This is a genomic window from Microbacterium sp. 1S1, from assembly GCF_008271365.1.
GTDB lineage: Bacteria > Actinomycetota > Actinomycetes > Actinomycetales > Microbacteriaceae > Microbacterium.
This window is the reverse complement of record NZ_CP043430.1, coordinates 2,746,790-2,773,155: the sequence shown is the minus strand read 5'-3', so window position 1 is coordinate 2,773,155 and position 26,366 is coordinate 2,746,790. Positions and strand designations below refer to the sequence as shown.

The 26,366-nt window shown below is 69.4% G+C and carries 27 protein-coding genes and 1 tRNA gene; 10 read left to right on the top strand and 18 right to left on the bottom strand.

Annotated elements, in window-relative coordinates; translation table 11 throughout:
• Nucleotides 1-107 precede the first annotated feature (107 nt).
• The 4 genes from FY549_RS13435 to FY549_RS16630 are packed head-to-tail and all read right to left on the bottom strand — an operon-like array spanning nucleotide 108 to nucleotide 2,074.
• Nucleotides 108-917: an SURF1 family protein gene (locus tag FY549_RS13435; RefSeq protein ID WP_149085455.1), complete on the bottom strand. Its 810-nt coding sequence runs from the start codon at nucleotides 915-917 to the stop codon at nucleotides 108-110.
• Complete coding sequence (locus FY549_RS13430) at nucleotides 914-1,108, bottom strand: hypothetical protein (protein ID WP_149085454.1); 195 nt, start codon at nucleotides 1,106-1,108, stop codon at nucleotides 914-916. Before FY549_RS13430 ends, FY549_RS13435 begins: the two co-directional genes overlap by 4 nt.
• Nucleotides 1,105-1,449: a DUF3099 domain-containing protein gene (locus FY549_RS13425; RefSeq protein ID WP_149085453.1), complete on the bottom strand. Its 345-nt coding sequence runs from the start codon at nucleotides 1,447-1,449 to the stop codon at nucleotides 1,105-1,107. Before FY549_RS13425 ends, FY549_RS13430 begins: the two co-directional genes overlap by 4 nt.
• 52 nt (nucleotides 1,450-1,501) lie before the next feature.
• Nucleotides 1,502-2,074 carry a DUF4190 domain-containing protein gene (locus FY549_RS16630; RefSeq protein WP_149085452.1) on the bottom strand — a complete coding sequence of 191 codons (573 nt, stop codon included), beginning with the start codon at nucleotides 2,072-2,074 and terminating at the stop codon, nucleotides 1,502-1,504.
• A gap of 141 nt (nucleotides 2,075-2,215) precedes the next feature.
• Between FY549_RS16630 and FY549_RS13415 the strand changes: the two genes are divergently transcribed.
• Nucleotides 2,216-2,926 carry a beta-ketoacyl-ACP reductase gene (locus FY549_RS13415; RefSeq protein WP_149085451.1) on the top strand — a complete coding sequence of 237 codons (711 nt, stop codon included), beginning with the start codon at nucleotides 2,216-2,218 and terminating at the stop codon, nucleotides 2,924-2,926.
• 14 nt (nucleotides 2,927-2,940) lie between these two features.
• Here the strand turns inward: FY549_RS13415 and FY549_RS13410 are convergent, their stop codons facing one another.
• Genes FY549_RS13410 through FY549_RS13400 form a run of 3 tightly spaced genes read right to left on the bottom strand, consistent with a single transcriptional unit; the run spans nucleotide 2,941 to nucleotide 5,608 of the window.
• A complete protein-coding gene (locus FY549_RS13410) occupies nucleotides 2,941-3,636 on the bottom strand; it encodes an alpha/beta fold hydrolase (protein WP_149085450.1) in 696 nt (231 codons plus the stop codon).
• Nucleotides 3,637-3,674: 38 nt separating this feature from the next.
• On the bottom strand, nucleotides 3,675-4,310 hold the full coding sequence (gene serB, locus FY549_RS13405; RefSeq protein WP_149085449.1) for a phosphoserine phosphatase SerB: 636 nt from the start codon (nucleotides 4,308-4,310) through the stop codon (nucleotides 3,675-3,677).
• A 56-nt stretch (nucleotides 4,311-4,366) separates the two neighbouring features.
• Nucleotides 4,367-5,608, bottom strand: coding sequence for a glucose-1-phosphate adenylyltransferase (locus FY549_RS13400; protein WP_062634342.1), 1,242 nt, complete (start codon nucleotides 5,606-5,608; stop codon nucleotides 4,367-4,369).
• Nucleotides 5,609-5,677: 69 nt separating this feature from the next.
• On the opposite strand from FY549_RS13400, the gene glgA reads away from it, so the two are divergent.
• From glgA to FY549_RS13385, 3 genes are all read left to right on the top strand, one after another.
• Nucleotides 5,678-6,862 carry a glycogen synthase gene (gene glgA, locus FY549_RS13395; RefSeq protein WP_149085448.1) on the top strand — a complete coding sequence of 395 codons (1,185 nt, stop codon included), beginning with the start codon at nucleotides 5,678-5,680 and terminating at the stop codon, nucleotides 6,860-6,862.
• Nucleotides 6,863-6,879: 17 nt separating this feature from the next.
• Nucleotides 6,880-7,665 (top strand): ABC transporter ATP-binding protein, encoded by a 786-nt coding sequence (locus tag FY549_RS13390; protein ID WP_149085447.1) that lies wholly within the window; start codon nucleotides 6,880-6,882, stop codon nucleotides 7,663-7,665.
• A 144-nt stretch (nucleotides 7,666-7,809) separates the two neighbouring features.
• On the top strand, nucleotides 7,810-8,067 hold the full coding sequence (locus FY549_RS13385) for a type B 50S ribosomal protein L31 (protein ID WP_025103626.1): 258 nt from the start codon (nucleotides 7,810-7,812) through the stop codon (nucleotides 8,065-8,067).
• 69 nt (nucleotides 8,068-8,136) lie between these two features.
• Here FY549_RS13385 and FY549_RS13380 read toward each other — a convergent pair whose 3' ends face one another.
• Genes FY549_RS13380 through FY549_RS13370 form a run of 3 tightly spaced genes read right to left on the bottom strand, consistent with a single transcriptional unit; the run spans nucleotide 8,137 to nucleotide 11,731 of the window.
• The gene (locus FY549_RS13380; protein WP_149085446.1) at nucleotides 8,137-8,421 is read right to left on the bottom strand and encodes a hypothetical protein; all 285 of its coding nucleotides are present in this window, start codon (nucleotides 8,419-8,421) and stop codon (nucleotides 8,137-8,139) included.
• A gap of 53 nt (nucleotides 8,422-8,474) precedes the next feature.
• A complete protein-coding gene (locus tag FY549_RS13375; protein WP_149085445.1) occupies nucleotides 8,475-9,731 on the bottom strand; it encodes an alpha/beta fold hydrolase in 1,257 nt (418 codons plus the stop codon).
• A complete protein-coding gene (locus tag FY549_RS13370) occupies nucleotides 9,728-11,731 on the bottom strand; it encodes a DUF262 domain-containing protein (protein ID WP_149085444.1) in 2,004 nt (667 codons plus the stop codon). The genes FY549_RS13375 and FY549_RS13370 overlap by 4 nt, the downstream gene beginning before the upstream one ends.
• A 176-nt stretch (nucleotides 11,732-11,907) precedes the next feature.
• Here FY549_RS13370 and FY549_RS13365 point away from each other — a divergent pair, with 176 nt between their 5' ends.
• Complete coding sequence (locus FY549_RS13365) at nucleotides 11,908-12,681, top strand: hypothetical protein (protein ID WP_025103622.1); 774 nt, start codon at nucleotides 11,908-11,910, stop codon at nucleotides 12,679-12,681.
• A gap of 214 nt (nucleotides 12,682-12,895) precedes the next feature.
• Entirely contained in the window at nucleotides 12,896-13,399 is a 504-nt protein-coding gene (locus FY549_RS13360) for a DUF3145 domain-containing protein (RefSeq protein WP_149085443.1), read from the top strand.
• A gap of 139 nt (nucleotides 13,400-13,538) precedes the next feature.
• Here the strand turns inward: FY549_RS13360 and FY549_RS13355 are convergent, their stop codons facing one another.
• A complete protein-coding gene (locus FY549_RS13355; protein ID WP_149085442.1) occupies nucleotides 13,539-14,942 on the bottom strand; it encodes a PLP-dependent aminotransferase family protein in 1,404 nt (467 codons plus the stop codon).
• A 94-nt stretch (nucleotides 14,943-15,036) separates the two neighbouring features.
• On the opposite strand from FY549_RS13355, the gene FY549_RS13350 reads away from it, so the two are divergent.
• Nucleotides 15,037-15,699 (top strand): YczE/YyaS/YitT family protein, encoded by a 663-nt coding sequence (locus FY549_RS13350; protein ID WP_149085441.1) that lies wholly within the window; start codon nucleotides 15,037-15,039, stop codon nucleotides 15,697-15,699.
• A gap of 70 nt (nucleotides 15,700-15,769) precedes the next feature.
• Here the strand turns inward: FY549_RS13350 and FY549_RS13345 are convergent, their stop codons facing one another.
• From FY549_RS13345 to aceE, 6 genes are all read right to left on the bottom strand, one after another.
• Complete coding sequence (locus tag FY549_RS13345; protein WP_149085440.1) at nucleotides 15,770-17,008, bottom strand: beta-ketoacyl-[acyl-carrier-protein] synthase family protein; 1,239 nt, start codon at nucleotides 17,006-17,008, stop codon at nucleotides 15,770-15,772.
• Nucleotides 17,009-17,105: 97 nt separating this feature from the next.
• Nucleotides 17,106-17,354 (bottom strand): acyl carrier protein, encoded by a 249-nt coding sequence (locus tag FY549_RS13340; protein WP_017202249.1) that lies wholly within the window; start codon nucleotides 17,352-17,354, stop codon nucleotides 17,106-17,108.
• A gap of 69 nt (nucleotides 17,355-17,423) precedes the next feature.
• Complete coding sequence (locus tag FY549_RS13335) at nucleotides 17,424-18,425, bottom strand: beta-ketoacyl-ACP synthase III (protein WP_149085439.1); 1,002 nt, start codon at nucleotides 18,423-18,425, stop codon at nucleotides 17,424-17,426.
• Nucleotides 18,422-19,342 (bottom strand): ACP S-malonyltransferase, encoded by a 921-nt coding sequence (locus FY549_RS13330; RefSeq protein ID WP_149085438.1) that lies wholly within the window; start codon nucleotides 19,340-19,342, stop codon nucleotides 18,422-18,424. The genes FY549_RS13335 and FY549_RS13330 overlap by 4 nt, the downstream gene beginning before the upstream one ends.
• Nucleotides 19,343-19,439: 97 nt before the next feature.
• A complete protein-coding gene (locus FY549_RS13325) occupies nucleotides 19,440-20,636 on the bottom strand; it encodes a PucR family transcriptional regulator (RefSeq protein ID WP_149086121.1) in 1,197 nt (398 codons plus the stop codon).
• 28 nt (nucleotides 20,637-20,664) lie between these two features.
• Nucleotides 20,665-23,391 (bottom strand): pyruvate dehydrogenase (acetyl-transferring), homodimeric type, encoded by a 2,727-nt coding sequence (gene aceE, locus FY549_RS13320; RefSeq protein WP_149085437.1) that lies wholly within the window; start codon nucleotides 23,389-23,391, stop codon nucleotides 20,665-20,667.
• Between the two features lie 153 nt (nucleotides 23,392-23,544).
• Here aceE and FY549_RS13315 point away from each other — a divergent pair.
• From FY549_RS13315 to FY549_RS13305, 3 genes are all read left to right on the top strand, one after another.
• Nucleotides 23,545-23,617 (top strand) — tRNA-Val (locus FY549_RS13315).
• A 28-nt stretch (nucleotides 23,618-23,645) separates the two neighbouring features.
• Nucleotides 23,646-24,533 (top strand): TIGR01777 family oxidoreductase, encoded by an 888-nt coding sequence (locus FY549_RS13310; RefSeq protein WP_149085436.1) that lies wholly within the window; start codon nucleotides 23,646-23,648, stop codon nucleotides 24,531-24,533.
• A 64-nt stretch (nucleotides 24,534-24,597) separates the two neighbouring features.
• On the top strand, nucleotides 24,598-25,551 hold the full coding sequence (locus tag FY549_RS13305) for an L-lactate dehydrogenase (protein ID WP_149085435.1): 954 nt from the start codon (nucleotides 24,598-24,600) through the stop codon (nucleotides 25,549-25,551).
• A 28-nt stretch (nucleotides 25,552-25,579) separates the two neighbouring features.
• Here FY549_RS13305 and FY549_RS13300 read toward each other — a convergent pair whose 3' ends face one another.
• Nucleotides 25,580-26,344 carry an SDR family oxidoreductase gene (locus FY549_RS13300; RefSeq protein WP_149085434.1) on the bottom strand — a complete coding sequence of 255 codons (765 nt, stop codon included), beginning with the start codon at nucleotides 26,342-26,344 and terminating at the stop codon, nucleotides 25,580-25,582.
• Between the last annotated feature and the right edge of the window lie 22 nt (nucleotides 26,345-26,366).

Below are 26,366 nucleotides of genomic sequence, written 5' to 3'. Positions count from 1 at the left end.
ACGGACCGCCTGGTGGGAGATCGAAAGGGAGCCGGATCGCGCGGCCTGAGGGGCATTTTCGAACGGGAACGAGGTAAATCGGAGGAGGGAAACGCCGCGTCCACGCGTCAGCGAGCGTCGAGCAGCTCGTCCTCGACGTCCGCATCGCGGTCGCGGCGCTTCGGTGTCTTCACCGGAGCGGGCGTGCCCTCGATCTCTTCGCGATGCTTCACTATCTCCGTGCGGATGATGTAGCCGATGAAGATGAAGCCCATGAGGGCGAACAGGATCCACTGGATCGCGTAGGACAGGTGCGGTCCGGGGTCATCCGTGGGGGATTCGAACCCACCCAGCGCGGCGTCGGCGGCGGGCTGCTCCTCGACGAGGCGCCCATAGGTGCCGGTGATGACGTCCCCCTCGACGAGGTCGGCGATGGAGGGGAGGTGGATGGTGGGCACCTGGCCCGCCGGTGCCCCGCGGCCTGATGCGGGAAGCGGCTCGCCGGGGCGCAGGCGGACGGTGACCGTGACCTCGCCGGACGGCGGGGCCGGGACGGCATCCGGGAGCGCACCTTCACCCGGGGCTACCCACCCGCGGTCGACGATGAGGACGCGGCCGTCCGCGTCGCGGAACGGAACGAGCACCTCGAACGCACTCGTGCCTCCGTGCGGACGGTTGCGGACCAGGAGCTGGTCGTCAGCGAGATACTCACCGCGCATCGTGACCTGTCGCCATTCGTCCCCGGGATCGAGGGCGTCGTCCGGAACGATTTCCGCGAGAGGAACGGCGGGTGCATCGTAGTTCTGCTCCACCAGGGCGATCTGCTCCGCCCTGGATTCGTTGCGCTCGAACTGCCAGTTCGACAGGAAGACGCACGCGACTGCGAAACCGATGGCGATGAGGACGTAGACGGCCCAACGGGTCAGGCGGTTGCTCATGAGGGCACCCCGTCTCGCACCGTCACCGGGAAGTCCCGCGCGGCCAGGTAGTCGTGGAGGAAGCCGACGTGCTCGTCGCACGCCAGCCAGATCTTCTCGCGATCGGGAGCATGGATGCGCGGGTTGCGCCAGACGACCTGCCTCGTGGCCGCGCTCCGGCATCCGGCGCGCGAGCAGATGAGCTCGCTCATCGATCCGTGCGGCCTTCGCGGATGGTGATGATGTCAGGGACGACCTCGGGCGCGGGAGCCGGCGGCGCCGGGGCATCGATCTCGCGCAGCGGCGACTCGGCGGCGGTCTCCGTGCTGTCGCTGCCGGCGTTCGCGAACACCACCGCGATGTACGGGAGGACCGCGGCAGCCAGGGCGAAGACCCAGGTGTACCACCCGAACGGTTGCACGAAGAACATCAGACCGAAGCAGACGATGCGGATCGTCATCGTGAGGGCGTACCGGCGCACACGGTGGTCACCCTCATCCCGCGGGGACTGCGGCAGTGAGGTGACGGCCGGGACTCGACGTGCGTTCTTCACGATGGTTCCAGCCTACGCCGCCGCAGCGACATCGGCATGCGTGCGAGCGACGTCAGTTCGCGAAGACGAAGGGCAGCGTGAAGGCGCCGAAGAGGACGAGGCCGATGACCGCCGAGACGATCGTGAAGAGGAGCACGGCGACCATGACGTAGCCGAGGATGAGTCCGGTGATCGCCATACCGCGGCCGCCGAGACCGGGGGTTCGGCGGATCTGGCCGAGCGCCATGTGACCGGTGATCACGGCCGCGATCGACGCGAGCATTGGAAGGACGGCCCAGAACAGCACGACGCCGGCGATGCCGCAGACGAGCGACGTGATGGCCAGCCCGCTGGACGGCCGCGAGGGCGGTGCGGCGTACTGCTGTGGCGTGGCGTACTGCTGTGGCGTGGCGTACTGCTGTGGCGTGGCGTACTGCTGTGGTGCGGCGTACTGCTGCGGTGCGGGGTACTGCCGAGGTGCGGGGTACTGCTGAGGCGCGGGGTACGCCGGAGGGGCCGAGTGGTGCGCTTCGGCGTCGGCCGGCAGGGCCGACGGGGATCCCGGGTATGCCGCGGAGGGCCCGGGAGCCGGCGGAATGGCCGGAGGCTGTTCGCCCGAGGGGCCGGGGACACGGGGATCGCTCACGCTGGTGCCTTTCGTCGCCATCAGGGTCCCAAGGACCTCGGCGTCTGTCAAACGGCGGTCGTGAAGCCGGTGCGGCAACGTCGCTAGGATCGTTCACGGTTCGGAATCCCGGCCCTCGACCCCCAGACCCAGGAGTGTCCTATGAGCGCGGAGCGCGTCGTCCTCGTCACCGGTGGCAACCGCGGCATCGGCCGCGCCATTGCGGAGCGCTTCGTGCGGGAGGGTTATCGAGTCGCCGTGACGGCCCGCAGCGGAGAAGGTCCGGAAGGCACGATGACGGTGCGCGCGGATGTCACGGACGCTGCGGCGCTCGACGCCGCGTTCACCGAGGTCGAGCAGCAGCTCGGCCCGGTGGAGATCGTCGTCGCCAACGCCGGCATCACCAAGGACACCCTGCTCATGCGCATGAGCGAGGACGACTTCGACAGCGTCATCGCGACGAACCTCGGCGGAACCTTCCGCGTCGTCAAGCGTGCGTCCAAGGGGATGCTGCGCGCCAGGTTCGGTCGCGTCATCCTCATCTCGAGTGTCGTCGGGCTGTACGGCTCTGCGGGGCAGACCAACTATGCCGCCTCCAAGAGCGCGCTCGTCGGGTTCGCCCGATCGCTCACGCGAGAGCTCGGCGGCCGCGGGATCACCGCCAACGTCGTGGCGCCCGGGTTCATCGAAACCGACATGACCGCTGAGCTGCCGGAGGAGACGCAGAAGCAGTACAAGGCGAACATCCCCGCAGGACGCTTCGCGACGCCGGACGAAGTCGCGGGCGTCGTGACCTGGCTGGCGAGCGACGATGCCGGATACATCTCCGGCGCCGTGATCCCGGTCGACGGCGGTCTCGGCATGGGGCATTGACCCGGCTGCGGCCGTCAGCGGTCGATCGCCCGTAGCAGCAGGTCTCCGAGGCGCTCCGGCACCGAGAACTGCGGCCAATGCCCCGACCCGATGCGGATGACCTCGGAATCGTCGATCGCGCGGTACTCCTCCGCATACGGTCCCCATTGGTCGATGACCTCCTCGAACGCGGCCTGATCCAAGCCGCCCATCAGGAGGGTCACCGGGATCCGATACCGCGCGGAGTCGCTCAGGGTCAGCCCGTCAGTCGGCACCCGCGCGGGGATCCCGTGGGTGAGCGGGGCCGCCCGTTCCCGCATCCGGGCGTCGAGGTCGTGCACGTCTTCGTCGGGGAAGAAGTCCCAGCCGGGGAAGGCGACCAGCCCGTCCTGGACGGGGAACTCGCCGATGCCGCTGCCGGATGGCGGCGGCACCGTGTCCACGAACACGACTCGCGCCACGCGGTCCGGGCGTGCGTCGGCGACCCCCCACGCCACGTTGCCACCACCGCTGTGTCCGACGACGACCACGTCACCGTCGGCGGTATCCACCGCGGCGACCGCCGAAGCCAGCCAGTCGTCGATTCCGATGTCCGCCGCCGTCTCCGGAGAGGCGTCGAGGCCGGGCAGGGTCAGCGGGCGAGCGCGGTGGCCCGCCTTCGCGAGAACGGCGACGACGTCGTCCCAGCTCGCTGCGTCGAGCCAGAGGCCCGGGATGAGGATGATGTCCATGGCGCGACGCTAGCCCTGGCCACCGACATCGGCCACCGTCAGGGCAGCAGGGGGATGACCGCGCCGAGGTCGAGCGGACCGATGACAAGGCTCGCCGACTCCCGCACCGCCGGCTTCGCGTTGAAGGCCAGGCCCAACCCGGCGACCGCCATCATCGGGAGGTCGTTGGCACCGTCGCCGATCGCGATCGTCGCGCGCGGCGGGACCCCGAGCTCCTCGGCCCATGTGCGCAGCCAGGAGGCCTTCGCCGCGCCGTCGACGATGTCGCCGTCCACCTGCCCCGTCAGGGACCCACCCGCGACCGCCAGTCGGTTGGCGCGCCAGCGGTCGACGCCGAGTCCCGGCGCGACATGGTCGAGGATCTCGTGGAATCCCCCCGACACGACCCCGACGACTCCGCCTCTCGCATGCACCGCGGCGGTGAGGTCGCGGACGCCGGGGGTGGGGTCGATGCGGTCGCGCACCCGGGCGAACGCCTCGACGGGAACCCCTTCGAGGGCGGCGACGCGCGAACGGAGGCTGGTCGCGAAGTCGATCTCGCCGCGCATCGCGGCTTCGGTCGCTGCCTGTACCTCGTCGCGGCGGCCGGCCTCCTCGGCGAGGAGCTCGATCACCTCGTTCCGGATCAACGTGGAATCGGCATCGAGGACGACGAGGAAGCGCGCGGTGGTCACGCTGTCGAGCCTAGCGATCGGAGGACGAGCCTCCGCGCCGCATGACGCACACCGTCTCAGCGCTCGATGAACACGCCCTTGCCGACGACCGTGATCCCCGACTCCGTCACGGTGAACCCGCGGGCGAGGTCACGCTCCCTGTCCACCCCGACCGTGGCGCCGTCGGCGAGCACGACGTTCTTGTCGAGGATCGCCCGATGCACGCGTGCGCCCTGGCCGACATGGACGTGATCGAACACCACGGAGTCCGTGATGGTCGACCCGCCGCCGGCGAGCGTCCACGGGCCCACGACGCTGCGCTCCAGGTGCGTGCCGGAGAGCACGGATCCGAGCGAGACGATCGAGTCGATGGCGTTCCCGATCCGCCCCACGGAGTCGCGGACGAACTTCGCCGGCGGGGAGTTGACCGCCTGCGAGTGGATCGGCCACTCCATGTTGTAGAGGTTGAAGATCGGCAGGGTCGAGATGAGGTCCCGATGGGCGTCGAAGAACGAGTCGATCGTCCCCACGTCGCGCCAGTACGAGCGGTCGCGCGGCGAAGACCCCGGCACTTCGTTCTGCTTCATGTCGTAGTAGCCGGCCTCGCCGCGGTCGACGAAGTACGGCACGATGTCGCCGCCCATGTCGTGACTGGAGGTGGGGAGCTCCCCGTCGGCCTCGACGGCCGCGATGAGGGCGTCCGTGTCGAAGATGTAGTTGCCCATCGATGCCAGCACCTCGTGCGGGGAGTCCGCGAGCCCCGTCGCATCCGTCGGCTTCTCCAGGAACTGGCGGATGCGTCCGGACTCCGGGTCGGCGTCGATCACTCCGAACTGCGAGGCGAGCGCGAGCGGCTGGCGGATGCCGGCCACCGTGGCCTTCGCCCCGGACTCGATGTGCGCCTCGAGCATCTGGCGGAAGTCCATGCGATAGACGTGATCGGCACCGATGACGACGACGATGTCCGGCTTCTCGTCATTGATGAGGTTCATGCTCTGCAGGATCGCGTCGGCGGAGCCCGAGAACCACCGCTTCCCGAGGCGCTGCTGGGCGGGGACCGACGCGACGTAGGAGTCGAGCAGGGCCGACATCCGCCACGTCTGCGAGATGTGCCGATCGAGGCTGTGCGACTTGTACTGGGTCAGCACGACGATCTGTCTCAGCCCGGAGTTGATGAGGTTCGAGATGGCGAAGTCGATCAGGCGGTACTGTCCGCCGAACGGCACGGCGGGTTTCGCGCGGTCGGCCGTCAGCGGCATGAGTCGCTTGCCCTCGCCGCCGGCGAGGATGATCCCGAAGACCTTCTTTGGAGCGGACATGGCTCCACCATAGATCCCGTTCGCCGCGGGGAACTAGCATCTGGACATCCCGCTCGATAGCGTCTAAGGATGCGAGTCGAGATGATCACCAAGGAGTATCCGCCGGAGATCTACGGAGGCGCGGGCGTGCACGTCGCCGAGCTCGTCTCCGCGCTGCGTCGTGACATCGATGTGACCGTACGGGCTTTCGGTGCCCCGCGGGATGAGGAGGGCACCTTCGCGTATCGCGTGCCCGACAGCCTGGCCGCGGCGAACCCCGCTCTCCAGACGCTCGGTACGGACCTGGAGATCGTGTCGGCCATCGCGGGAGCGGACGTCGTGCACAGTCACACCTGGTACGCGAACTTCGCCGGTCACCTCGCCTCCCAGCTCCACGGCATCCCGCACGTGCTCACGGCGCACAGCCTGGAGCCGCTGCGTCCCTGGAAGGCGGAGCAGCTCGGGGGCGGCTACGCGGTGTCCAGCGGTATCGAGAAGCTCGCCTACGAGAACGCTGCCGCGGTGATCGCGGTGAGCGCCGGGATGCGCGCCGACATCCTGCGCAGCTACCCGCAGGTGGATCCTGCGCGCGTCCGGGTCATCCACAACGGAATCGATGTGGAGCGGTGGCGTCCCGTGCAGAACACCGCCTTCCTCTCGTCGATCGGCATGGACCCGGACCGGCCCTCTGTCGTCTTCGTCGGCCGGATCACGCGACAGAAGGGGCTGCCGTATCTGCTTCAGGCCGCACGTCTGCTGCCGCCGGAGGTCCAGCTGATCCTCTGCGCCGGCGCCCCGGACACGCCCGAGATCATGGCGGAGGTGCAGGAGGGGGTGCGGCTGCTGCAGCAGACCCGCGAGGGCGTCGTGTGGATCGAGCGGATGCTTCCCCGTGACGAGCTGTCCGCGATCCTGGCCGCGGCCACGACGTTCGTGTGCCCGTCCGTGTACGAGCCGCTCGGTATCGTCAACCTCGAGGCCATGGCCTGCGGTGCCGCCGTGGTCGGCACCGCGACCGGCGGCATCCCCGAGGTCGTGGACGACGGCGTCACTGGCAGGCTCGTCCCGATCGAGCAGGTGCAGGACGGTACAGGCACACCCACCGACCCGGAGCGCTTCGTCGCCGACCTCGCGGCGGTGCTCACCGAGGTCGCCACGGACCCCGCGCGGGCACGGCAGTATGGCGATGCGGGCCGGGAGCGTGCCCGCGCGCAGTTCAGCTGGGCCGCGATCGCCGACGAGACCCGCGCGCTCTACGCGGAGCTGTCGGCGTGAGCCGATAGGCTTTCGGTATGCCGATCGCTCTGGAGTTCACCGACGTCGTCGTGCGCCGAGAGGGGCGCGACATCATCGATCACGTGACCTGGCAGGTCTCGGACGATCAGCGCTGGGTGATCCTCGGACCGAACGGCGCCGGAAAGACCACCCTGCTCCAGCTCGCCGACACGCTCATGCACCCGACGTCGGGGACCGTCACCGTCCTCGGCGAGACGCTCGGACGCACGGACGTCTTCGAGATCCGCCCGCGAATCGGATTCGCCTCGTCGGCGATGGCCAAGCGCATCCCGCGGGACGAGACGGTGCTCAACACGGTGCTCACCGCGGCGTACTCCGTGCTGGGGCGGTGGAACGAGAGCTACGAGGACATCGACGAGCGGCGTGCGCTCCGGGTGCTGGGGGACTGGCGTCTCGCGCACCTCGCCGACCGTACGTTCGGCACGCTGAGCGACGGCGAGCAGAAGCGCGTGCAGATCGCGCGGGCGGTCATGACCGACCCCGAGCTGCTGCTGCTCGACGAGCCGACCGCCTCGCTCGACCTCGGGTCGCGTGAGGAACTGCTGGCACTGCTGGGGGGCTACGCGTCGGCACCGACCACTCCCGCGATGCTCATGGTGACGCACCACGTGGAGGAGATCCCGGTCGGCTTCACGCACGTCCTGCTGATCCGCGACGGTGCCGTGGTCGCCGCAGGCCCGATCGCCGAGACGCTCACCGCGGACACCCTCAGCGAGACCTTCGGGATGCCGATCGCGCTCAGCAGCGAGGACGGGCGCTACTCCGCCCGCGCCTCCTCGTGAGGTCGGTCTCCGCTGCATCACTGAGCTCGGTCCCCGCTGGGTTACTGAGCCCGTCGAAGTACTGGTAGAATCGATCCTTGGCGCATTCGCGCCACAGACTTCCCTCGTCCCTGGCACAATCCAGGGCAGCAACAAAGGAACCCCATGAAGACTGACATTCACCCCGAGTACAAGGCTGTCGTGTTCCGCGACCTCGGTTCGGGCGAGACCTTCCTCACCCGCTCCACCGTCACCAGCGACAAGACGATCGAGCTGGACGGCGTGGAGTACCCGGTGATCGACGTCGAGATCTCCTCGGCCTCGCACCCCTTCTACACGGGCAAGCAGCGCATCATGGACTCGGCCGGCCGCGTCGAGAAGTTCAACCAGCGCTTCAAGGGCTTCGGCGGCTCCTCCAAGTAAGGACCGCCCACGAAGGCCCCGCTCTCCTCGGAGAGCGGGGCCTTCGTCATGTGCGGGTGGGCGACTCGCTCACACGTCGATGACGATCCGCCCGCGATCGATGCGGCCGGGCGGATCTCCGGGGGTCGGCGCCGGGGCTGTGCGGCGGGTCTGCCGGTCCCGCTCCTGCCCCGCCTCGTGCGCAGTGGGGGACCACACGGCGTCGAAGACGCCGACGAGCCCTCCGGATCCGGCCTGCTCGTACTTCTCCTCCACGGGACGACGGGAGAGGGAATGCCGCATGCCCACGAAGAACAGCACCGGCCCGGTACCGAGCACGAGGACGATCGTGGTCCATCCGAGCACATGCTCCATGGGCCCAGGATAGATCGCGGGCCGCGTCGACGGTATCGGTCGCGCGGCGGATGTCAGCGGACGCGGCGCCCGTGGGCCAGCTTGATCAGCCGCGCCAGCACGGGGCCGGTCCGCAGCCCGTTGTGCTCGTGCTCGCTCGTCACCCACGGAGTCACGCCGGGGAGGAGGCGGGCGGTCTCCAGCGAGAATTCCAGGGGCACGTAGACGTCGTTCACGTACACCGCGGCCGCGCCCGTCGCCCCGGAGCCGGCGAGAGCCGCGCGGTCGTAGATCCGCGGCCACACGTGCTCCGCCAGGATCGAGGTCACGTCCCGCCAGGGCTGCAGGCCGGGGACGGTGTCGGCCCACTCGCGGCGGATGTGCTCGCCCGTGAACAGCGTGGGGTCGTCGCGGAAGTCCGTCGGCTCGACGCGCTCGGCCGACCACCGCGTGGCGTGTCCGTTCGCGTAGCTCGACTCGTGGAACGCGTAGTAGAGCGGATTCCTCGCTCCGAAGGGCATGGCGTGCTGGAGGTCGTGACGGAAGGCGTTCGAGGCGGGATCGCGCTCCAGCAGTGACCAGAGTGTCTGCCAGCCGTCATCGGTGCCGAGAGCAGAGCCGACGGAGCGCAGACGGGAACGCGACACCACCTCGCCATCGGGGAGGACGATCTTCCCGGAGTCCGCGAGGTCGACGAGACGTCGCATGACATCGCGGTGCTCGGGGAAGCGCCGGTAGTACTGCTCGGAAGCCGTGCGCATCTTGTCGTAGCAGAGGGCGTAGACCTCGTCGGGGTCGCGCTCGACGGTGCTGAGTCCACCGGTGATGAACACGTCCGCGAGGGATTCCGCGTGGGTCGACAGGTAGGCGAGCGTGGTGAACCCGCCGAAGGACTGGCCGAGCACGCTCCACGTCGGGGCGCCCAGGTGCTCGCGCAGCGCCTCGCAGTCGCGCACGATGGCATCGGCACGCAGATGGGTCAGGTGCTCGGCGACGGCTTCTGCGCCCCGCGCGAGGTCGTCGTCGCCCACGGGGGAGGAGAGCCCGGTGCCGCGCTGGTCCAGGAGGACGAGGCGGTAATGCGCGAGCGCCTGGTCCAGCCAGGCCGGAGAGGTGGAGGAGTGGAAGGGGCGGGGAGCCTCATGGCCGGGTCCACCCTGCAGGAACACCAGGTACGGCAGCGTCTCGCCGCCGTCGCGGGCCACGACGCGGGCGAACACGTCGATCGAGCGGGTGTCCGTCGGATCGTCCCACACGAGGGGGACGGTGAGCGTGTGCTCCTCGATCGCGAGATCGAGCAGGCGGCGGCGGATGACGGTGGTCATGATCACATCACGTTCCCGATGTAGGAGTACTTCACGAAGACCTCGGCGGCGATCCCTGATTCCTCGAGGACGCCCTGCACGGCCGTCATCATGTAGTTCGAGTCCCAGCCCATGTAGAGGAAGTGGGTGTCGTCGAGGTCGTCCCACTGCCCTTTCCACGCCTTGTCGCGGTAGATGGGCCCGCCGTGCGTTGCACTGTACGCGAGGGCGGCCTCGGTGGTGTCCGTCCAGGCGCGACGGAAGACGCGGTTGAACAGGTGTTTGACGTCATAGACCTCCCACCGCTCGCCCCGGTACTCCACGTAGTCGAACTCGCGCTCCCATCCCGCCGGCCACCCGCGGCGGCGGACCGCGTCCAGGATCGGGGTGAGCCCGTCGTCGTCGATCTCCGGAAGGGCGGGACGCCCCCACACGCGGACGAGGTCAGCCGTCAGGGCCACGGTGCGGGTGGTGATGGCCGCCGTGCCCCACGACTCCTGCGCGGAGAGGGAACGCGTGGCCGGCACCCCACTGCGCGCATAGGCTTCGTCGCGCTTGACGGGGAATGAGGCACCGAACACCCGCTCTGTCAGTCCCTGCTCCAGGAGCGTGAGGTTGCCGAGGGTCGGCGCGAGGGCGCGGTGGCTGTTCTGCTCGTCCTCGGAATACTCGCTCCACGGGCGTACACCGTCTCCGGACCAGGCGTCGCCCGGGACTGCGGGCACGATGTGCTCGACGTCGAAGCCCTCCACGTCGTCAACCCCTTCGAGGCGGCCGAGCACGTAAGCCGGATACGGCAGCTCGCTGTACTTGAGCACGGCGCTGACCCGCTCGTCGGACGGGGTGATGCGCGCGATGGCACGGGCCAACGCGTCGTGCCCGTCCCGTCGAGCACGGCAGAGGCGGGCGATGAGCCGCTCGGCGGGGAGGTTCACGAGCGCGCGGCGCAGGAACATCGCCTGCAGCCATTCCAAGGTCTCGATGAGCTGGGCCCGGTCGATGAGTCCGCGCGCGTGATCGCTGTACGCGCTCATGACCAGCGGGTAGGAGGAGCGGCCGAACGTGTTCACGTGCCGCAGTTGTCGCGCGATCTCCGGGTCGTGCTCCTTCGCGGGGTCGAGGAGGATGCCGTAGATCTCCGCGTAGTGCCGCCACGTGTCGGCATCGGCTTGCAGCTGCGAGAGATCGACGCGCGGGAACGACCGGCGGAACGCGCTGTAGACGCCGTGCTCGCCGTTCGCGGCAACTTCTCGTCCCGTCACGAGCACGAGGTAGTGACGCCAGAACGCTCCGATGGCCTCGCCCGTGTACCGCTCGATCGGCAGCCAGAACCGCGCTTCCACGTCCACCTGCTCCGCGTGGCTCAGCCCCATCAGGATGTAGTTGTGGATCAGTTCATGGTCCCGCAGCGGCTCGCCGGTGGAGTTCAGGCTCTCGAAGATCTGCTGGGCGTTCGCCTGCGCTCCGAGCGTGATCGACACGTGCTCGAGTCGCTGCAGCCCCTGCCAGATGAACGGCACCTCGTCGGCATGGATCTGGCTCCGGAAGAAGGCGTAGTTGTCGTCGAAGCGCGACTCACGGTCGAGGTCGTCGCGGCGATCGAGCACCACCGACTCGTAGAAGTCGGCCCACGCGTCGTGCGGGCGCAGCTTGGTCCGCTCGGGGTCGTCGGGACGGACCAGCACGCGGGCGAGGTCGGCGGCGAGGTCGGGGTCACTGTCGCGCACGGAGTGGTGCAGCGCGGCGACGAGCAGCATGAGGGTCGTGAGGCGCTGCTGCCCGTCGATGAGAATGAGGTCGGCATCCGTGCCCGCACCGTCCTCGGCCGAGAGGATCGAGCCGATGAAGTGACGGTGGGCGTCGTCCTCCGCCGCCACCGCCCTGACGTCGGACAGCAGCCGCTCGCAGCCGCCGATGTCCCAGCGGTACTGCCGCTGGTAGACCGGGACGACGATGGTCGTGCGTCCCGCCGCGAGCCATTCGATCGTGTTGACTGCCGTCGCCTCGACGTTGGTCGCGGTGCTCATGCTGGTCTCTCGTCCTCCCGTAGCGACAGGCGCCACGGACGCGCCGCGTGCCCCGCCCAGTCTATTCGGTTATCCCCGGCGACCCTCCGGGGCAGCACCGGGTCGCGCTGTTAGCCTTGCCTTATCAGGGCCTGTTAAAACGTGCTGGCCCCCGATGAAAGGAACATGACTCGATCATGGGATACATCAAGTCCGCAGCGCTGGAGGAGAAGGGCTTCGTCGTCCTCGACAGCTACGACCAGGAGGCCGACCCCAAGGAGTGGCTCGACATCGAGTACGTCGACTGGAAGTCCTCGGGCGACACCCGGTTCGCGCCCCTCGCCAGCGCCTTCGGGGACATCGAGTGCAACGGCTTCTGGAACCACAAGCCGCCGCGCACCGACAAGGACGGCGTCTGGATCGACGAGCAGACCGCCAAGGCCCCGAACCTCACGCGCCGTGCGCAGGAGCCCGGTGCGAACGTCGGTCGCTGCCGCGTCATCGAGCTGCAGCCCACCCCGTACGGCGACTGCCTCTACAACCTCCACCAGGACGACAACAACCGCCTGAACCCGGACGGCACCGGCTGGGTCGTCCGCGGGTTCTTCAACCTGACGGACGACAAGGACAGCTACTTCGTCCTGCGTGAGAACCGCACGGACCCCAGCATCGAGTACCGCATCGCCCTCCCGGCCGGTGCGCAGCTCATCGTCGACACCCAGCGTCTGTGGCACGCGGCCACGCACAACGGCACCGACCCGCGCTACTGCCTCATCACCTCCTGGACCTCGGGTCCCGAGCTCGACGCCTACATCGAGAAGTACCACGGCACCGACGACGTCCCGAACGTCGAGGTCCCGCAGGACGTGCTCGAATTCGGCTACGCCGAGCAGGCACGGAAGGACGCCGCCCGCGCGGCCTACTACGCGGCGAAGGGCCAGCAGGTCAAGCAGGCCATGAGCGAGGCGTGAGCTTCCCACGATGAGTCGCTGAGCGTCCCCACAATGGGTCGCTGAGCTTGTCGAAGCACCCGAAGGCCCCGGGCCACGGACCGGGGCCTTCGTCGTCGAATCACACGCTTGTGATTTCGCGGGAAGTCCGCGAGAATGGGCGCACAACCGCATACTCTCGCCACTTCGTGGTTCAGGTCGTAGGGGAAGACGCACCTGATGAAACGGAGAGATCATGGCGACGGCTTACGCACGCGGAGTGGTATTCATCCACTCGGCGCCTCGCGCGCTCTGCCCGCACCTGGAATGGGCGGTCGGTCGCGCTATCGGGCGTGCGGTGAACTTCGACTGGGCCGAGCAGCCCGTCCTGACCGGAGCGCGCCGCGCCGAATTCTACTGGGACGGCCCTGTCGGCACCGGTGCCGCTCTCGCGACCGCGATCCGCGGCTGGGAACACCTGCGGTTCGAGGTGACGGAAGACCCGACGCCTCGCAGCGACGGCGGCCGCTGGCTGCACACACCGGATCTCGGCATCCACTACGCCCAGACCGACGCCGCAGGCAACATCGTCATCGGCGAGGATCGCATCCGTTACGCGATGGAGATCGCCGCGGGCAACGCCGTCGAGCTGCAGCGCGAGCTCGACATCGCCCTGGGCTCCGCCTGGGACGAGGAGCTGGAGCCCTTCCGCCACGCCAGCGACGACGCGCGCGTCGTCTGGCTCCACAAGGTCGGTTGACCGGCCGCTCAGACCGGGAGCGCGGGAGGCGTGAGTATCGGATGCCGGTGACTCATCCCGGACGCTGAGAAGACGAATCCTCGCTCCGCTCGACGAGGACCCCGCCCCGGGATCGCGGCGGGGTCCGCGTCTTCCCCGCTCAGATCACCGCCGCGTGAGCGAGGTCGTCGACGGTGTTCACGCCGCCGCCGCGTACGTCTTCCCAGGCGAGCGCCAGGCGCGTCATCGCCTCCTGCCCGCGGTCGGGCGTGAGCGTGATCGGAACCCGTAGCCGCCGCTCCAGCACGCCGCCGGTGGTGAAGCGCGGGCCGGGCGGGAGGATGAGGCCATGCTCGCGCGCGGCGAGCGACAGCGTGGTGGAGAGCGGCACTCCGAGATCGATCCAGGCCGACAACCCGCCGGGGGTCTCCGGCATTCGCATCCCGGGGATCCGGGCGACGCCAGCCGCGACGGCATCTCGCCCCGCCGCGAGACGTCTCCGGACGTGCTGCGTGAGCGCAGGGACGTCATCGAGCAGCTCCACGGCGATGCACTGTTCGAGCAGCGCGGTGCCCAGCTCGAACGACGGGCGCACGGCGAGCAGGCGGGCGATGATCGAGCGCTCCGCGCGAACCCAGCCGATACGCATGCCTCCCCAGGCGATCTTCGACATCGAGCCGACCGTGATGACGTTCGGAGCCCGCGAGGCCATCGGCAGGGGAGCCCAGCCGCGATCGATGTCGAGTTCCGCAGTCGTCTCGTCCACGATCAGCTGCGTGCCGGCGTTGCGGGCTGTCGTCGCGATCCGTGCCCGCTCGTCGTCCGGCAACGTCGCGCCGGTGGGGTTGTGGAAGTCGGGGATGAGATAGGCGACGTGCGGTCGGGCCGTCAGCAGTGTGTCTGTGAAGTGCCGGATGTCCCAGCCGTCGGCGTCCACCGGCGTCGGGACCAGGCGGTATCCGTGACGGTGGAGAGCCTCCAGCGCGTGCGGGAACGTGGGCTGCTCGACGAGGGCCCGTTCGCCCCGGCGGCCGATCGCCGTCAAGATGAGGTTCACGGCGTTCAGGGCGCCGGACGTGATCATGATCTCGTCCGCCGAGGTGGGGGCACCCCGTTCGGTGAACCGGCGGGCCACGGCGTCGCGGAGCTCGGGCAGGCCCTGGAGGGAGTACCCGCTCGTCCCTCGGAGCGCGGCGAGTCGGGGGAGCGAACGCACGGTCGCGTCGTACAGGCCGGGCGTCGAGTCCATCGACGCGATGGACAGGTCGATGGCGTCGTCGACACGATCATGGCCCGGAGCCAGCGGGCCGTGGGGGAGCGCGACCCGCGTGCTCCCACCATGGCGCCGGGACACGTAGCCACCGGCCTCCAGGACCCCGTAGGCGCGGGTGATGGTGGAGCGCGATCGCCGGAGCTCGAGTGCGAGGGCGCGCTCGCTGGGTAGTCGTTCGCCGACGGTGAGGCGCCCGTCGAGGATGAGGGCCCGGATGCGGTCCGCCAGTCCCGACGCCGAGGCGTCGTCGAGGTCCTGCGCGCCGAGCTGCGTGACGAGACGGGAAGCCATGCCTCCAGCCTGCCGCAAAGTGGCCTCCGATGTGCAGGCCACTTTTCGCTCAGTGGTCGTCCTGGAGACGCGGCCGCGGGGCCACGATGGAGGAATGCTCCTACGTGCCGTCTTCCTGCCCGTCACCGCGACCAGCGGACGAGACCTCGCGGAACGGATCGGGCAGCTCGTGGTCGGTCTGTTCCTCTACGGAGTGGCCCTGGGGTTCATGGTACGCGGCGGGATCGGCGTCGCCCCCTGGGACGTCCTGTCCTTGGGCGTCGCACGGTGGACGGGGCTCGGGTACGGGGTGGTGACGGTGATCGTCTCCATCGTGGTCCTGCTGCTGTGGATCCCCCTCCGGCAGCGGGTGGGACTCGGGACACTGCTCAATGCGCTGCTGATCGGCCCGTTCGCCGACCTCACGCTGCTCGTGCTCCCCGAGCCGTCCTCCGTGTGGGTGGGCGCGCCCATGTTCCTCTTCGGGCTCGTCCTGCTCGCCTTCGCGACCGGCTTGTACATCGCCGCCGACTTCGGCCCCGGACCCCGCGACGGGCTGATGACCGGACTCGTCCGCGTGACCCGCTGGCCGGTCTGGCTGGCACGCACGGTCATCGAGGGATCCGTGCTGCTCGTCGGCTTCCTGCTCGGCGGTCCGGTGGGGGTGGGCACGGTGTTTTTCGCGTTCGGTGTCGGGCCGCTGATCGGCTGGTTCCTCCCGCGCATCGAGCAGTGGCGCCGGGCGCGCTCTGCCCGACTGGCGGTTCCGGTGCCCTGAATCTCTCCAGCGACGACGAAAGGCCCCCGGGAGCGGATCCCGGGGGCCTTTCGCGGTGCAGGCGGTGGCGTCAGTCGACGCCACCGAGCACCAGCACGGCGTTGTGACCGCCGAAGCCGAACGAGTTGCTGATCGCGATCTGGGGACCGTCGCCGAGCGGGGCCGGCTCGCCGGAGAGGCGGAAGGGCACTTCCGGGTCCGGCTCGGTCATGTTGATCGTCGGGGGCGCCACGCGGTCGCGCAGGGCGAGGATCGAGAAGATCGCCTCCAGCGCGCCGGTCCCGCCGAGAAGGTGCCCGGTGGACGCCTTGGTCGCCGAGACGGGGATCTCGTCGATCCGGTCGCCGAACACGTTCTTGAGGGCGACGTACTCGTTCGGGTCGCCGACCGGAGTCGAGGTCGCGTGAGCGTTGATGTGGGTCACCTGGTCGGGGGTGATCCCGGCCTCTTCGAGGGCCTGGACGACCGCACGGGCCGCTCCCTTGCCCTCGGGGTCGTTCCCGGTGATGTGGTAGGCGTCGGCCGTCACGCCGCCGCCCAGCACGTAGCCGTAGATCTTCGCGCCGCGGGCCTTGGCGTGTTCCTCGGTCTCGAGGATGAGCGCGGCGGCGCCCTCGCCCATCACGAAGCCGTCGCGGTCGATCGCGCCGGGCCGGGAGGCGTGCGCGGGGTCGTCGTTGCGGCGTGACAGCGCCTGCGCGGACGCGAAGGCCGCCATGGTGATCGGGTGGATCGCCGACTCGGTGCCACCGGCGATGACGACGTCAGCCAGCCCCTCCTGCAGGTGGTGGAAGGCGTGGATGATCGACTCCGTGCTGGAGGCGCAGGCGCTCACCACGGTCTGTGCGTAGGCACGCGCCTCGAACTGCAGCGACAGGTTGCCGGCGGCCGCGTTCGGCATCAGCATCGGCACCGTGAGCGGCATGACCCGACGCGGGCCCTTCTCGCGCAGCGTGTCCCACGCGTCGAGCAGTGTCCAGAGTCCGCCGATGCCGGTCGCGAAGTCGACGCCAAGGCGCTCGGGGGCGACCTCGGGCGACCCGGCATCCTCCCAGGCCTCGCGCGCCGCAATGAGGGCGAACTGCGAGGAGGGGTCGAGTCGCTTCGCCTCGTGGCGCGGCAGGACCTCTTCGGGGCGGACGATCGCAGAAGCGGCGAACGTGACGGGCAGGTCGTACTCCTGCACCCAGTCGTGCTCGATCGTGCGGGCGCCGGAGGCACCGGCGAGCAGGTTGTCCCAGTTCTCCGGGGCCGTGCCGCCGATGGCGGAGGTGGCGCCGATGCCGGTGACGACGATGCGCTTGGTCATGGGGTGTGGTTCCTTGTCGAAACGAGTTCGTGCGGGGGATGGGCAGGGACGGAGGATGCCACTCCTCGCGCAGGGCGAGGGTGGCATCCTGCCGGGATTACTCCTGGCCCGCGACGATGAAGTTGACGGCGTCGCCGACGGTCTTCAGGTTCTTGACCTCGTCGTCGGGGATGGTGACGCCGAACTTCTCCTCGGCGTTGACGACGATCGTCATCATCGAGATCGAGTCGATGTCGAGGTCGTCCGTGAACGACTTCTCCAGGGCGACCTCGCTGGCGTTGATGCCGGTCTCGTCGGTGATCAGCTCTGCGAGGCCGGCGAGGACCTCATCGTTGGTGAAAGCCATGGTGGTCTTCCTCTTTCTTACGGGTTGTATTCGGAACCGTGGAACAGTCTAGGGAAGGTCGGCGCGTCTTCAGGGGAGGACGACGACCTGGGCCGCGAACACGAGCCCAGCCCCGAAGCCGATCTGCAGCGCGAGTCCGCCGGAGAGTTCCGGATGCTCGGCCATGAGTCGGTGGCTGGCGAGAGGGATCGAGGCGGCCGAGGTGTTGCCGGTGGTCTCGATGTCGCGCGCGATGACCGTCGTCTCCGGCAGGCCGAGCTGCTTGGCGAACTCGTCGATGATGCGCATGTTCGCCTGGTGCGGGATGAAGGCGGCGAGATCGGAGGCCTCGATCCCTGCCTTGTCCAGGGCCTCGCGGGCGACCTTCGCCATCTCCCAGACCGCCCAGCGGAAGACCGTCGGGCCTTCCTGCCGAAGAGTCGGCCACGGCACCACGCCGTCGCGGAAGTCGGTGAGGGTGCCGTTCATGCCGACGGCGTCGGCTTTGGACCCGTCGCTGCCCCACACGGCGGGGGCGATGCCCGGCGTGTCGCTCGGGCCGATGAGGGCGGCACCGGCGCCGTCGCCGAGGAGGAACGAGATGCTGCGGTCGGTCGGGTCCACCACATCGGAGAGCTTCTCGGTGCCGATCACGAGCGCGTAGCGCGCGGCTCCGGCCTTGATCAGCGCATCCGCCTGGGTGACCGCGTAGGCGTAGCCGGCGCAGGCCGCATTGACGTCGTACGCCGCGGCCGGGTTGGCGCCGACGCGGTCGGCGACGATCGCCGAGACCGACGGCGTCTGCTTCGGGTTGCTGATCGTCGCGACGATGACGAGGTCGACCTGGTCGGCTGCGACGCCCGACTTCTCGATGGCCTCGGCTGCGGCCTCGGTCGCGAGGTCGATGGCGTCCGTTCCCCTGTCGGCCCGCACGCGCGTGATGATGCCGGTGCGCTGCCGGATCCACTCGTCGCTCGAGTCGATCGGACCGATGAGGTCTTCGTTGGGGACTGCGTTCTCGCCGCGAGCCGCGCCGAACGCATAGATGCGGGTGAAGGCGGGCCCGGCGATCTGGGCAAGGGAGGCGGTCATGCGGCTTCTCCGTTCAGCAGCGCGACGGCGGCTTCGAGGTCTTCGGGGGTCTTCACGGCGACCGTCGGTACGCCGCGCAGGCCGCGCTTGGCGAGACCGACGAGGGCACCCGCAGGGGCGAGCTCGATCACGCCGGTCACGCCGGCCTCGGCGAAGGAGGACATGCACCGGTCCCACCGCACGGGGGAGGACACCTGGTCGACCAGGTAGTCGAGCGCCGTTCCGCCGTCCGTGACGACGGAGCCGTCCCGGTTCGTCCAGAGCGTGATCTCGGGGTCGGCGGGCTGCACGTCCGCCACCGCATCGCGGAGGACCGAGACGGCGGAGGCCATGTAGTCGGTGTGGAAGGCGCCGGCGACCTGGAGCGGCACCACGCGCGTGCCCTTGACCGGCTCCTCGGCGAGAGCTGCCAGCGCCGGAAGAGGCCCGGCGACGACGATCTGCCCGCCGCCGTTGAAGTTCGCCGGCGCGAGGCCGAGCTCGGCGAGTCGGGCGAGGAGCGTCTCCTCATCGCCACCGAGGACTGCGCTCATGCCGGTCGGAGTCTGCGCGGCGGCGTCAGCCATCGCGCGGCCGCGGATGCCGACCAGGCGCATGCCGGTCGTGGCGTCAAGGACCCCGGAGCCGACGAGAGCGGCGATCTCCCCGACGGAGTGCCCGGCGATGCCAGCCGCGCGACGGCCGGCGGCGCTCACAAGGGCATCACCGGCGACGAGGGAAGCGGCCACGATCAGCGGCTGGGCGACGCGGGTGTCGCGGATGGTGTCCGCGTCCGACTCCGTGCCGTGCGTGCGGAGATCCACCTGCGCGGCCTCGGAGTAGGCCGCGAGACGCTCCTCCACTCCGTCGAGCTCGAGCCAGGGGGCGAGGAATCCGGGGGTCTGCGAGCCCTGTCCAGGGCAGACGACGACAATCACCCACCCAGTCTGCCAACGATCGGGCGAGAACGGTGGATGATCCATCACAAGATTGCGCGAAACCCTTGTGTGTGGCGCACAGATCCTGCGTCGCGAGTCAGCGCGGAGAGCGTCGCAGCGGCGGTCGGCGTCGCACCTGCTCCGCCGCCCCGATGGAGCCGAGGATGAGCGCGGTCTGCAGGATGAGGGCCTCGCGGGGCCCGGTCGCATCCCACCCGATGACCTCGCTCACGCGCTTGAGGCGGTACCGCACGGTGTTCGGATGCACGAAGAGCTCGCGGGCCGTGGCCTCGAGGGAACGGCCGTTGTCCAAGTAGCTCCACAGCGTCGTGACGAGGTCGGTGGAGTGCGCCTGCAGCGGGCGGTAGATGCGCTCGATGAGGGTCTGCTTCGCGAGCGGGTCACCCGCGAGGGCGCGCTCGGGGAGCAGGTCGTCGGCTTCGACCGGCCGGGGCGCACTCCGCCAGGCCCGGGCCACCGCGAAGCCGGCCAGGGCCGCACGTGCGCTCTGACTGGCATCCACGAGAGCGGCGACCGCCGGGCCGAGCACCACGAAACCCGGCCCGAACGACGGCTCCAGCCTCGCGGCGATCTCCTGGAAGCCGAGCTCCTCGTCCTCGCCCTCCTGTCCGGCTACGCGTGCGCGGCCGAGGACGAGCACGAGACGGGAACCCTGCACGCCGATGAGGACGTCGACGGCGAGCTTCCGCGCGGTCCGCCGCACCAGGTCGACGTCGAACTGCGGGGGCGTGGTGCCGACGAGGACCGCGACCTCCCCGTGGCCGTGCCACCCGAGGGCGGCGATCCGACTCGGCAACTCCTCGTCGGCCTCGCCCGTGAGGATCGAGTCGACGACGAGAGCCTCGAGCCGCGCGTCCCAGAGGCCGCGCGCCTCGGCGGCGCGCGCGTAGACGTCTGCCGCCGCGAACGCCACGTCTCGCGAGTAGAGCAGGATCGCCTCGCGGAGGTGCTCCCCCTTGCCCGCGACCCGCTCCTCGGTCACCTCGACGGTCACGCGGATGAGCTGGAGCGTCTGCTGCAGGCTCACACTCCGCAAGAGCTCACGCGGAGCGGCCGCGAAGATGTCTGCGGCGATCCATGGAGTCGACGTGGGGTCGTCGTACCACTGGATGAAGGACGTGATGCCCGCCTGCGCCACCAGCCCGACCGCGGAGCGGCGGGCCGGTGGCATGTCGGCGTACCAGGGGAGGGTGTCCTCCAGCCGCTTGATCGTCACCGTCGCGATGTCGCCGGAAATCCGGCGCAGCCAGGTGAGCGTGGCGGCTTTGTCCATGCCGGCGGAGGCAGCTGTCACCGAGGGCTCAGCTTTCGCCGCCTGCGTTGCCGCTGGTGCCGGCGTTCACGTCGTGCAGGCGGTACTTCTCGATGGCCTGGGCGGAGAGGCCACGGTCGACCTTGCCCTCCTCAGCCAGCGCCTGCAGCGTGCGCACGACGATCGACGGTCCGTCGATCTTGAAGAAGCGGCGGGCTGCGGCGCGCGTGTCCGAGAACCCGAAGCCGTCGGCACCCAGCGTCGCGAAGCGGTTCGGCACCCACGGGCGGATCTGATCCTGCACGGCGTGCATGAAGTCGCTGACCGCGACGACGGGACCCTCGGCGCCCTGGAGCTTCTGGGTCAGGTACGCGGTGCGCGGCTCCTCCTCGGGGTGGAGGAAGTTGTGCTCGTCGGCGGCGAGGCCGTCACGGCGGAGCTCGGTCCACGAGGTGACCGACCACACGTCGGCGACGACGCCCCAGTCCTTCTTGAGCAGTTCCTGAGCTTCGAGCGCCCACGGCAGTCCGACGCCGGAAGCGAAGAGCTGGGCGCGGGCGCCGTCGCCCTCGCCGACGGCGACGCGGTGGATTCCGCGGACGATCCCGTCCACGTCCACGTCGGCAGGCTCCGCGGGCTGGACCATCGGCTCGTTGTACACCGTGAGGTAGTACATGACGTTCGGGTCCTCGTGCTGCCCGCCGTACATCCGCTCGAGACCCGAGCGCACGATGTGCGCGATCTCGTACCCGTACGCGGGGTCGTAGGAGACCGTGGCCGGGTTCGTGGCGGCCAGCAGGTGCGAATGCCCGTCGGCGTGCTGCAGGCCCTCACCCGTGAGCGTGGTGCGTCCGGCCGTCGCGCCGATGATGAAGCCGCGGGCCATCTGGTCGCCGGCAGCCCACTGGGCGTCACCGGTGCGCTGGAAGCCGAACATCGAGTAGAAGATGTAGATCGGGATCAGCGGCTCGCCGTGCGTCGCGTACGAGGTGCCCGCGGCGGTGAACGCCGCAAGAGCGCCGGCCTCGTTGATGCCGACGTGGACGATCTGACCCTGCGGGCTCTCCTTGTAGGCGAGCAGCAGCTCCCGGTCGACCGAGGTGTAGTGCTGGCCGTTCGGGTTGTAGATCTTCGCGGTGGGGAAGTACGCGTCCATGCCGAACGTCCGCGCCTCGTCCGGGATGATCGGGACGATGCGGTGGCCGAACTCCTTCGAGCGCAGCAGATCCTTGAGCAGGCGGACGAACGCCATGGTGGTGGCGACCTCCTGGGTGCCCGAGCCCTTCTTCGGCAGGGCGTAGGCGTTCTCCTCGGGGAGGGAGAGGCCGACGTGCGTCGAACGGCGCTCCGGGAGGAAGCCGCCGAGGGCCTTGCGGCGCTCCAGCATGTACTGGATCGTCTCGTCCTGCGGTCCCGGGTTGTAGTACGGCGGCAGGTAGGGGTTCTCCTCGAGCTGCGCGTCCGTGATCGGGATGTGCATCGCGTCGCGGAACGTCTTGAGGTTGTCCAGCGTCATCTTCTTCATCTGGTGGGTCGCGTTGCGGCCCTCGAACTGCGGGCCGAGCCCGTAGCCCTTGACGGTCTTCGCGAGGATGACGGTGGGCTTGCCCTTGTGCTCGGTCGCGGCCTTGAACGCGGCGTAGACCTTGCGGTAGTCGTGGCCACCGCGCTTGAGGTTCCAGATGTCGTCGTCGGAGTAGTCCTTGACGAGGGCGGCGGCGCGCTCGTCGCGCCCGAAGAAGTGCTCACGGATGTACGCGCCCGACTCGGCCTTGTAGGTCTGGAAGTCGCCATCGGGAGTGACGTTCATGAGGTTGAGCAGGGCGCCCTCGGTGTCGCGGGCGAGCAGGTCGTCCCACTCGCGGCCCCAGACGACCTTGATGACGTTCCAGCCTGCGCCGCGGAAGAACGACTCGAGCTCCTGGACGATCTTGCCGTTGCCGCGGACCGGACCGTCCAGACGCTGCAGGTTGCAGTTGACGACGAACGTGAGGTTGTCGAGACCCTCGTTCGCGGCGACCTGGAGCTGGCCGCGGCTCTCGACCTCGTCCATCTCGCCGTCGCCGAGGAACGCCCACACGTGGGACTGCGACGTGTCCTTGATGCCACGGTTCTCGAGGTACTTGTTCGACATCGCCTGGTAGATCGCGTTGATCGGGCCGAGACCCATCGACACCGTCGGGAACTGCCAGTACTCCGGCATCAGGCGCGGGTGCGGGTACGACGGGATGCCGTGCGGTGCGTGCGACTTCTCCTGACGGAAGCCGTCGAGCTGGTCCTCGGTGAGGCGCCCCTCGAGGAAGGAGCGGGCGTAGGTGCCGGGGGAGGCGTGGCCCTGGATGAAGATCTGGTCGGCGCCCCCGGGGTGATCCGCGCCCTTGAAGAAGTGGTTGAAGCCCACTTCGTACAGCGCCGCGGAGGACGCGTACGTCGAGATGTGACCGCCGACGCCGATGCCGGGTCGCTGGGCGCGGTGCACCGTGATCGCGGCGTTCCAGCGGATCCAGGCGCGGTAGCGGCGCTCGATCTCCTCGTCACCGGGGAATTCGGGCTCGTTCTCCGGAGCGATCGTGTTGATGTAGTCCGTGGTCGGAACCATCGGCACGTTCAGGTGCAGTTCCTTGGAGCGCTTGAGCAGGCTGAGCATGATCTCGCGCCCGCGGCCGTGTCCCTTGGCGTCCACCAGCTCGTCGAGCGACTGCTGCCACTCACCGGTCTCTTCTGGATCGCTGTCGAGGGGGCCCTGAGAGTACGGATCCTGATCGTGGACGGTCACGGGGGAACCTTTCGTCAAGCTGGCAGGTCATGCCAAGGAAACGGGAAGCGACACGGGCAGCCTTGTCGGCCGTGCACAACGCGCGCCGACTTCAGCCTATCCCTCTTCCACGACACGGGTGCGCATCCGCACCCGGATAGACTGAGCGCACCAGGGCCTTTAGCTCAGCTGGTAGAGCGCCACGTTTACACCGTGGATGTCGTCGGTTCGATCCCGGCAGGGCCCACCCGTCACGACAGCATCGGGGAGCGGCAATGGCGCGACGCATCGTCATCAGTGGGGCCTCCGGTCTCATCGGCACCGCACTCGCGACGGCGCTGCGCGCCGATGACATCGAGGTGAGCACCCTCGTGCGACGCACTCCGCAGGCGGAGGGCGAGCTCGAATGGGCACCGGGGGATGCCGCCCTCGATCCGGACGTCCTCGCGGGCGCGGAGGCCGTCGTCGCGCTCGGCGGTGCGAGCGTGGGGCGCCTTCCGTGGACGCGTGGCTACCGCCGGCAACTCGTGGAGTCCCGGCTGGACGCGACGAACACGCTCACCACCGCTCTGCGTGCCCTGCGCACCGACGCTCCGGCCCTCGTGTCGGCGTCGGCCGTCGGCTACTACGGCTCCGCGCCGGGCGAGATCCTCACCGAGCATTCCGGTCCCGGCACCACCTTCCTGGCCGACCTCACCGTGCGCTGGGAGACCGCGGCGCGACGAGCCGAAGACCACACGCGGGTCGCGCTGCTGCGAACCGCGCCGGTGATCCACCGCCGTGGCGTGCTCCGCCCCATGATCACGCTGACGAGACTCGGCGTCGCCGGCCCCCTGGGGTCGGGCACGCAGATCTGGCCGTGGATCTCCCTGGACGATGAGGTCCGTGCGATCCGTCATGTCCTCGATGAGAAGCTCGCTGGTCCGGTCAACCTGACCGGACCGACCCGGGCCTCGGCGAACGACATCGGCCGCGCGCTCGCGGAGCGGATGCACCGCCCGTTCTGGCTCCCGGCTCCTCGGTGGGCGCTGCGGCTCGCGCTCGGCGATGCCGCGGAATCTCTGCTGTTGCCGGATGCCGACGTCCGCCCCGAGGTCCTGCAGCGGTCGGGCTTCCGCTTCACGCATGCCACCGCGGCGGAGGCGGTCGCCGCGGCGCTCTGACGGCATAGGGATTCTCCCGGCGAGAACCCTGCCGCCGCGGGTCGTCCGCTGTCAGGATGGGCGCATGGAGATCATCGAGAACTCGAAGCTCACCGTCGTCGGCGCCGGAAGCGTGGGATCGAGCGTCGCCTACGCGGCACTCATCCGGGGATCGGCCCGTCATGTCGCGCTCTACGACATCGCGGCCGAGAAGGTCGAGGCCGAGGTGCTCGACCTCGCGCACGGCACGCAGTTCACCGGGAGCAGTGACATCATCGGCGGGAGTGACATCTCCGTGGCCGCCGGCTCTCATGTGGTCGTGATCACCGCCGGAGCCAAGCAGAATCCCGGCCAGACCCGCACCGAGCTCGCCGGGGTCAACGCCGGCATCATCCGGCGCATGATGCCGGAGCTCCTCGCCGTCGCACCGAACGCGGTTTATGTGATCGTGACGAACCCCTGCGACGTGCTCACCGTGATCGCGCAGCAGGAGACCGGATTGCCGCCGGAGCGCATCTTCGCCTCGGGCACCGTCCTCGATACGTCACGCCTGCGGTGGAAGCTGGGGGAGCGCGCGGGCGTGTCCACGGCGAGCGTGCACGCCCACATCATCGGCGAGCACGGCGACACCGAGTTCCCGCTGTGGTCGCGGGCGACGATCGGGACGGTGCCGATCCTCGACTGGGAGGCGCCAGGGCACCCGCGCTTCACGCTGGAGGAACTCGACGAGATCGCCGTCGACGTCCGCGATGCCGCGTACAAGGTGATCCAGGGGAAGGGGGCGACGAACTACGCGATCGGGCTGTCGAGCGCGCGCATCGTGGAGGCGGTGCTCCGCGACGAGCACGCCGTCATGCCCGTCAGCACCGTGCTCCGCCACTTCCACGGTATCGACGGCGTCGCCCTGTCCGTGCCATCGATCGTCAGCGCCGCCGGTGCGACGCCGATCCGCACCACCGCGTTCTCGGATCGGGAGCTCGACCTGCTCCGGCAGTCCGCCGACGCGCTCACCGCGGTCGCGGCGTCCTTGCAGGAGTGACAGCGGTGGGGCGGCCGCCCCACCGCGCTCACCGGCCGTGCGGATCGGTGCGGTTGAGTACTGTGACGACCTCGTCGTAGTCGCCGCGCGCCTCGCCGTAGCGGAGGAACTTCACCCGCTCGACCTGGATCTCGGTCGCATCGGGCTGGGTCTCGATGAGCGTCATGACCTCATCGATGAACGCGTCGAGCGGCAGAGCCGCCTCGTTCTCCGCGTGGCCGGGCATGAGATCCGTGCGCACGGCCGGTGGCTCGAGCTCCTGCACCGCGACGCTCGTCCCCGCGAGCTGCAGTCGCAGCGACTCGCTCAGCATGTGGATGGCCGCCTTGCTCGCGTTGTAGGTGGGGGTCACCCGCAGCGGCGCGAAAGCGAGACCGGACGAGACGGTCATGATGGTCGCCGCCGGCTGGGCGCGGAGGTGTTCGATGAACGCGGCGATGAGCCGGATCGGGCCGAGGATGTTCGTCGTGACGGTCTCCTCAGCGGTGGACAGGAAGCCCGAGGGCATGGTCCAGTCCTCCGCGCGCATGATGCCGGCCATCGTGATCACCACGTTCAGCGTCGGGTGCGCGGCGAGCACGGTGGCGGCGGCCTCGTCGATGCTCGCCGGGTCGGTGGTGTCGATGCGGACCGTGTGGAGCCCGGGGTGGGCGGCGGCGATCGCGGTCAGCCGGTCCACGCGTCGCCCGCCGACGATCACGGTGTTGCCGCGCTCGTGCAGCCGGTGTGCCAAGGCCAGACCGATGCCGCTCGTCGCGCCGGGGATGAAGATGGTGTTTCCGGTGATGTCCATGTCCTCAGCCTCGACGCGACCG

Excerpts from the sequence above, each read along its gene's own strand:
- FY549_RS13345 (WP_149085440.1), bottom strand. The coding sequence starts at position 17,008 with ATGACCAAGCGCATCGTCGTCACCGGCATCGGCGCCACCTCCGCCATC.
- FY549_RS13380 (WP_149085446.1), bottom strand. The coding sequence starts at position 8,421 with ATGGAGCATGTGCTCGGATGGACCACGATCGTCCTCGTGCTCGGTACC.
- glgA (WP_149085448.1), top strand. The coding sequence starts at position 5,678 with ATGCGAGTCGAGATGATCACCAAGGAGTATCCGCCGGAGATCTACGGA.
- FY549_RS13400 (WP_062634342.1), bottom strand. The coding sequence starts at position 5,608 with ATGTCCGCTCCAAAGAAGGTCTTCGGGATCATCCTCGCCGGCGGCGAG.
- FY549_RS13370 (WP_149085444.1), bottom strand. The coding sequence starts at position 11,731 with ATGAGCACCGCGACCAACGTCGAGGCGACGGCAGTCAACACGATCGAA.
- FY549_RS13365 (WP_025103622.1), top strand. The coding sequence starts at position 11,908 with ATGGGATACATCAAGTCCGCAGCGCTGGAGGAGAAGGGCTTCGTCGTC.
- FY549_RS13390 (WP_149085447.1), top strand. The coding sequence starts at position 6,880 with ATGCCGATCGCTCTGGAGTTCACCGACGTCGTCGTGCGCCGAGAGGGG.
- FY549_RS13415 (WP_149085451.1), top strand. The coding sequence starts at position 2,216 with ATGAGCGCGGAGCGCGTCGTCCTCGTCACCGGTGGCAACCGCGGCATC.
- FY549_RS13340 (WP_017202249.1), bottom strand. The coding sequence starts at position 17,354 with ATGGCTTTCACCAACGATGAGGTCCTCGCCGGCCTCGCAGAGCTGATC.
- FY549_RS13305 (WP_149085435.1), top strand. The coding sequence starts at position 24,598 with ATGGAGATCATCGAGAACTCGAAGCTCACCGTCGTCGGCGCCGGAAGC.
- FY549_RS13410 (WP_149085450.1), bottom strand. The coding sequence starts at position 3,636 with ATGGACATCATCCTCATCCCGGGCCTCTGGCTCGACGCAGCGAGCTGG.
- FY549_RS13325 (WP_149086121.1), bottom strand. The coding sequence starts at position 20,636 with ATGGACAAAGCCGCCACGCTCACCTGGCTGCGCCGGATTTCCGGCGAC.
- FY549_RS13385 (WP_025103626.1), top strand. The coding sequence starts at position 7,810 with ATGAAGACTGACATTCACCCCGAGTACAAGGCTGTCGTGTTCCGCGAC.
- FY549_RS13335 (WP_149085439.1), bottom strand. The coding sequence starts at position 18,425 with ATGACCGCCTCCCTTGCCCAGATCGCCGGGCCCGCCTTCACCCGCATC.
- FY549_RS13300 (WP_149085434.1), bottom strand. The coding sequence starts at position 26,344 with ATGGACATCACCGGAAACACCATCTTCATCCCCGGCGCGACGAGCGGC.
- FY549_RS13355 (WP_149085442.1), bottom strand. The coding sequence starts at position 14,942 with ATGGCTTCCCGTCTCGTCACGCAGCTCGGCGCGCAGGACCTCGACGAC.
- FY549_RS13310 (WP_149085436.1), top strand. The coding sequence starts at position 23,646 with ATGGCGCGACGCATCGTCATCAGTGGGGCCTCCGGTCTCATCGGCACC.
- FY549_RS13350 (WP_149085441.1), top strand. The coding sequence starts at position 15,037 with ATGCTCCTACGTGCCGTCTTCCTGCCCGTCACCGCGACCAGCGGACGA.
- FY549_RS13360 (WP_149085443.1), top strand. The coding sequence starts at position 12,896 with ATGGCGACGGCTTACGCACGCGGAGTGGTATTCATCCACTCGGCGCCT.
- FY549_RS13430 (WP_149085454.1), bottom strand. The coding sequence starts at position 1,108 with ATGAGCGAGCTCATCTGCTCGCGCGCCGGATGCCGGAGCGCGGCCACG.
- FY549_RS13435 (WP_149085455.1), bottom strand. The coding sequence starts at position 917 with ATGAGCAACCGCCTGACCCGTTGGGCCGTCTACGTCCTCATCGCCATC.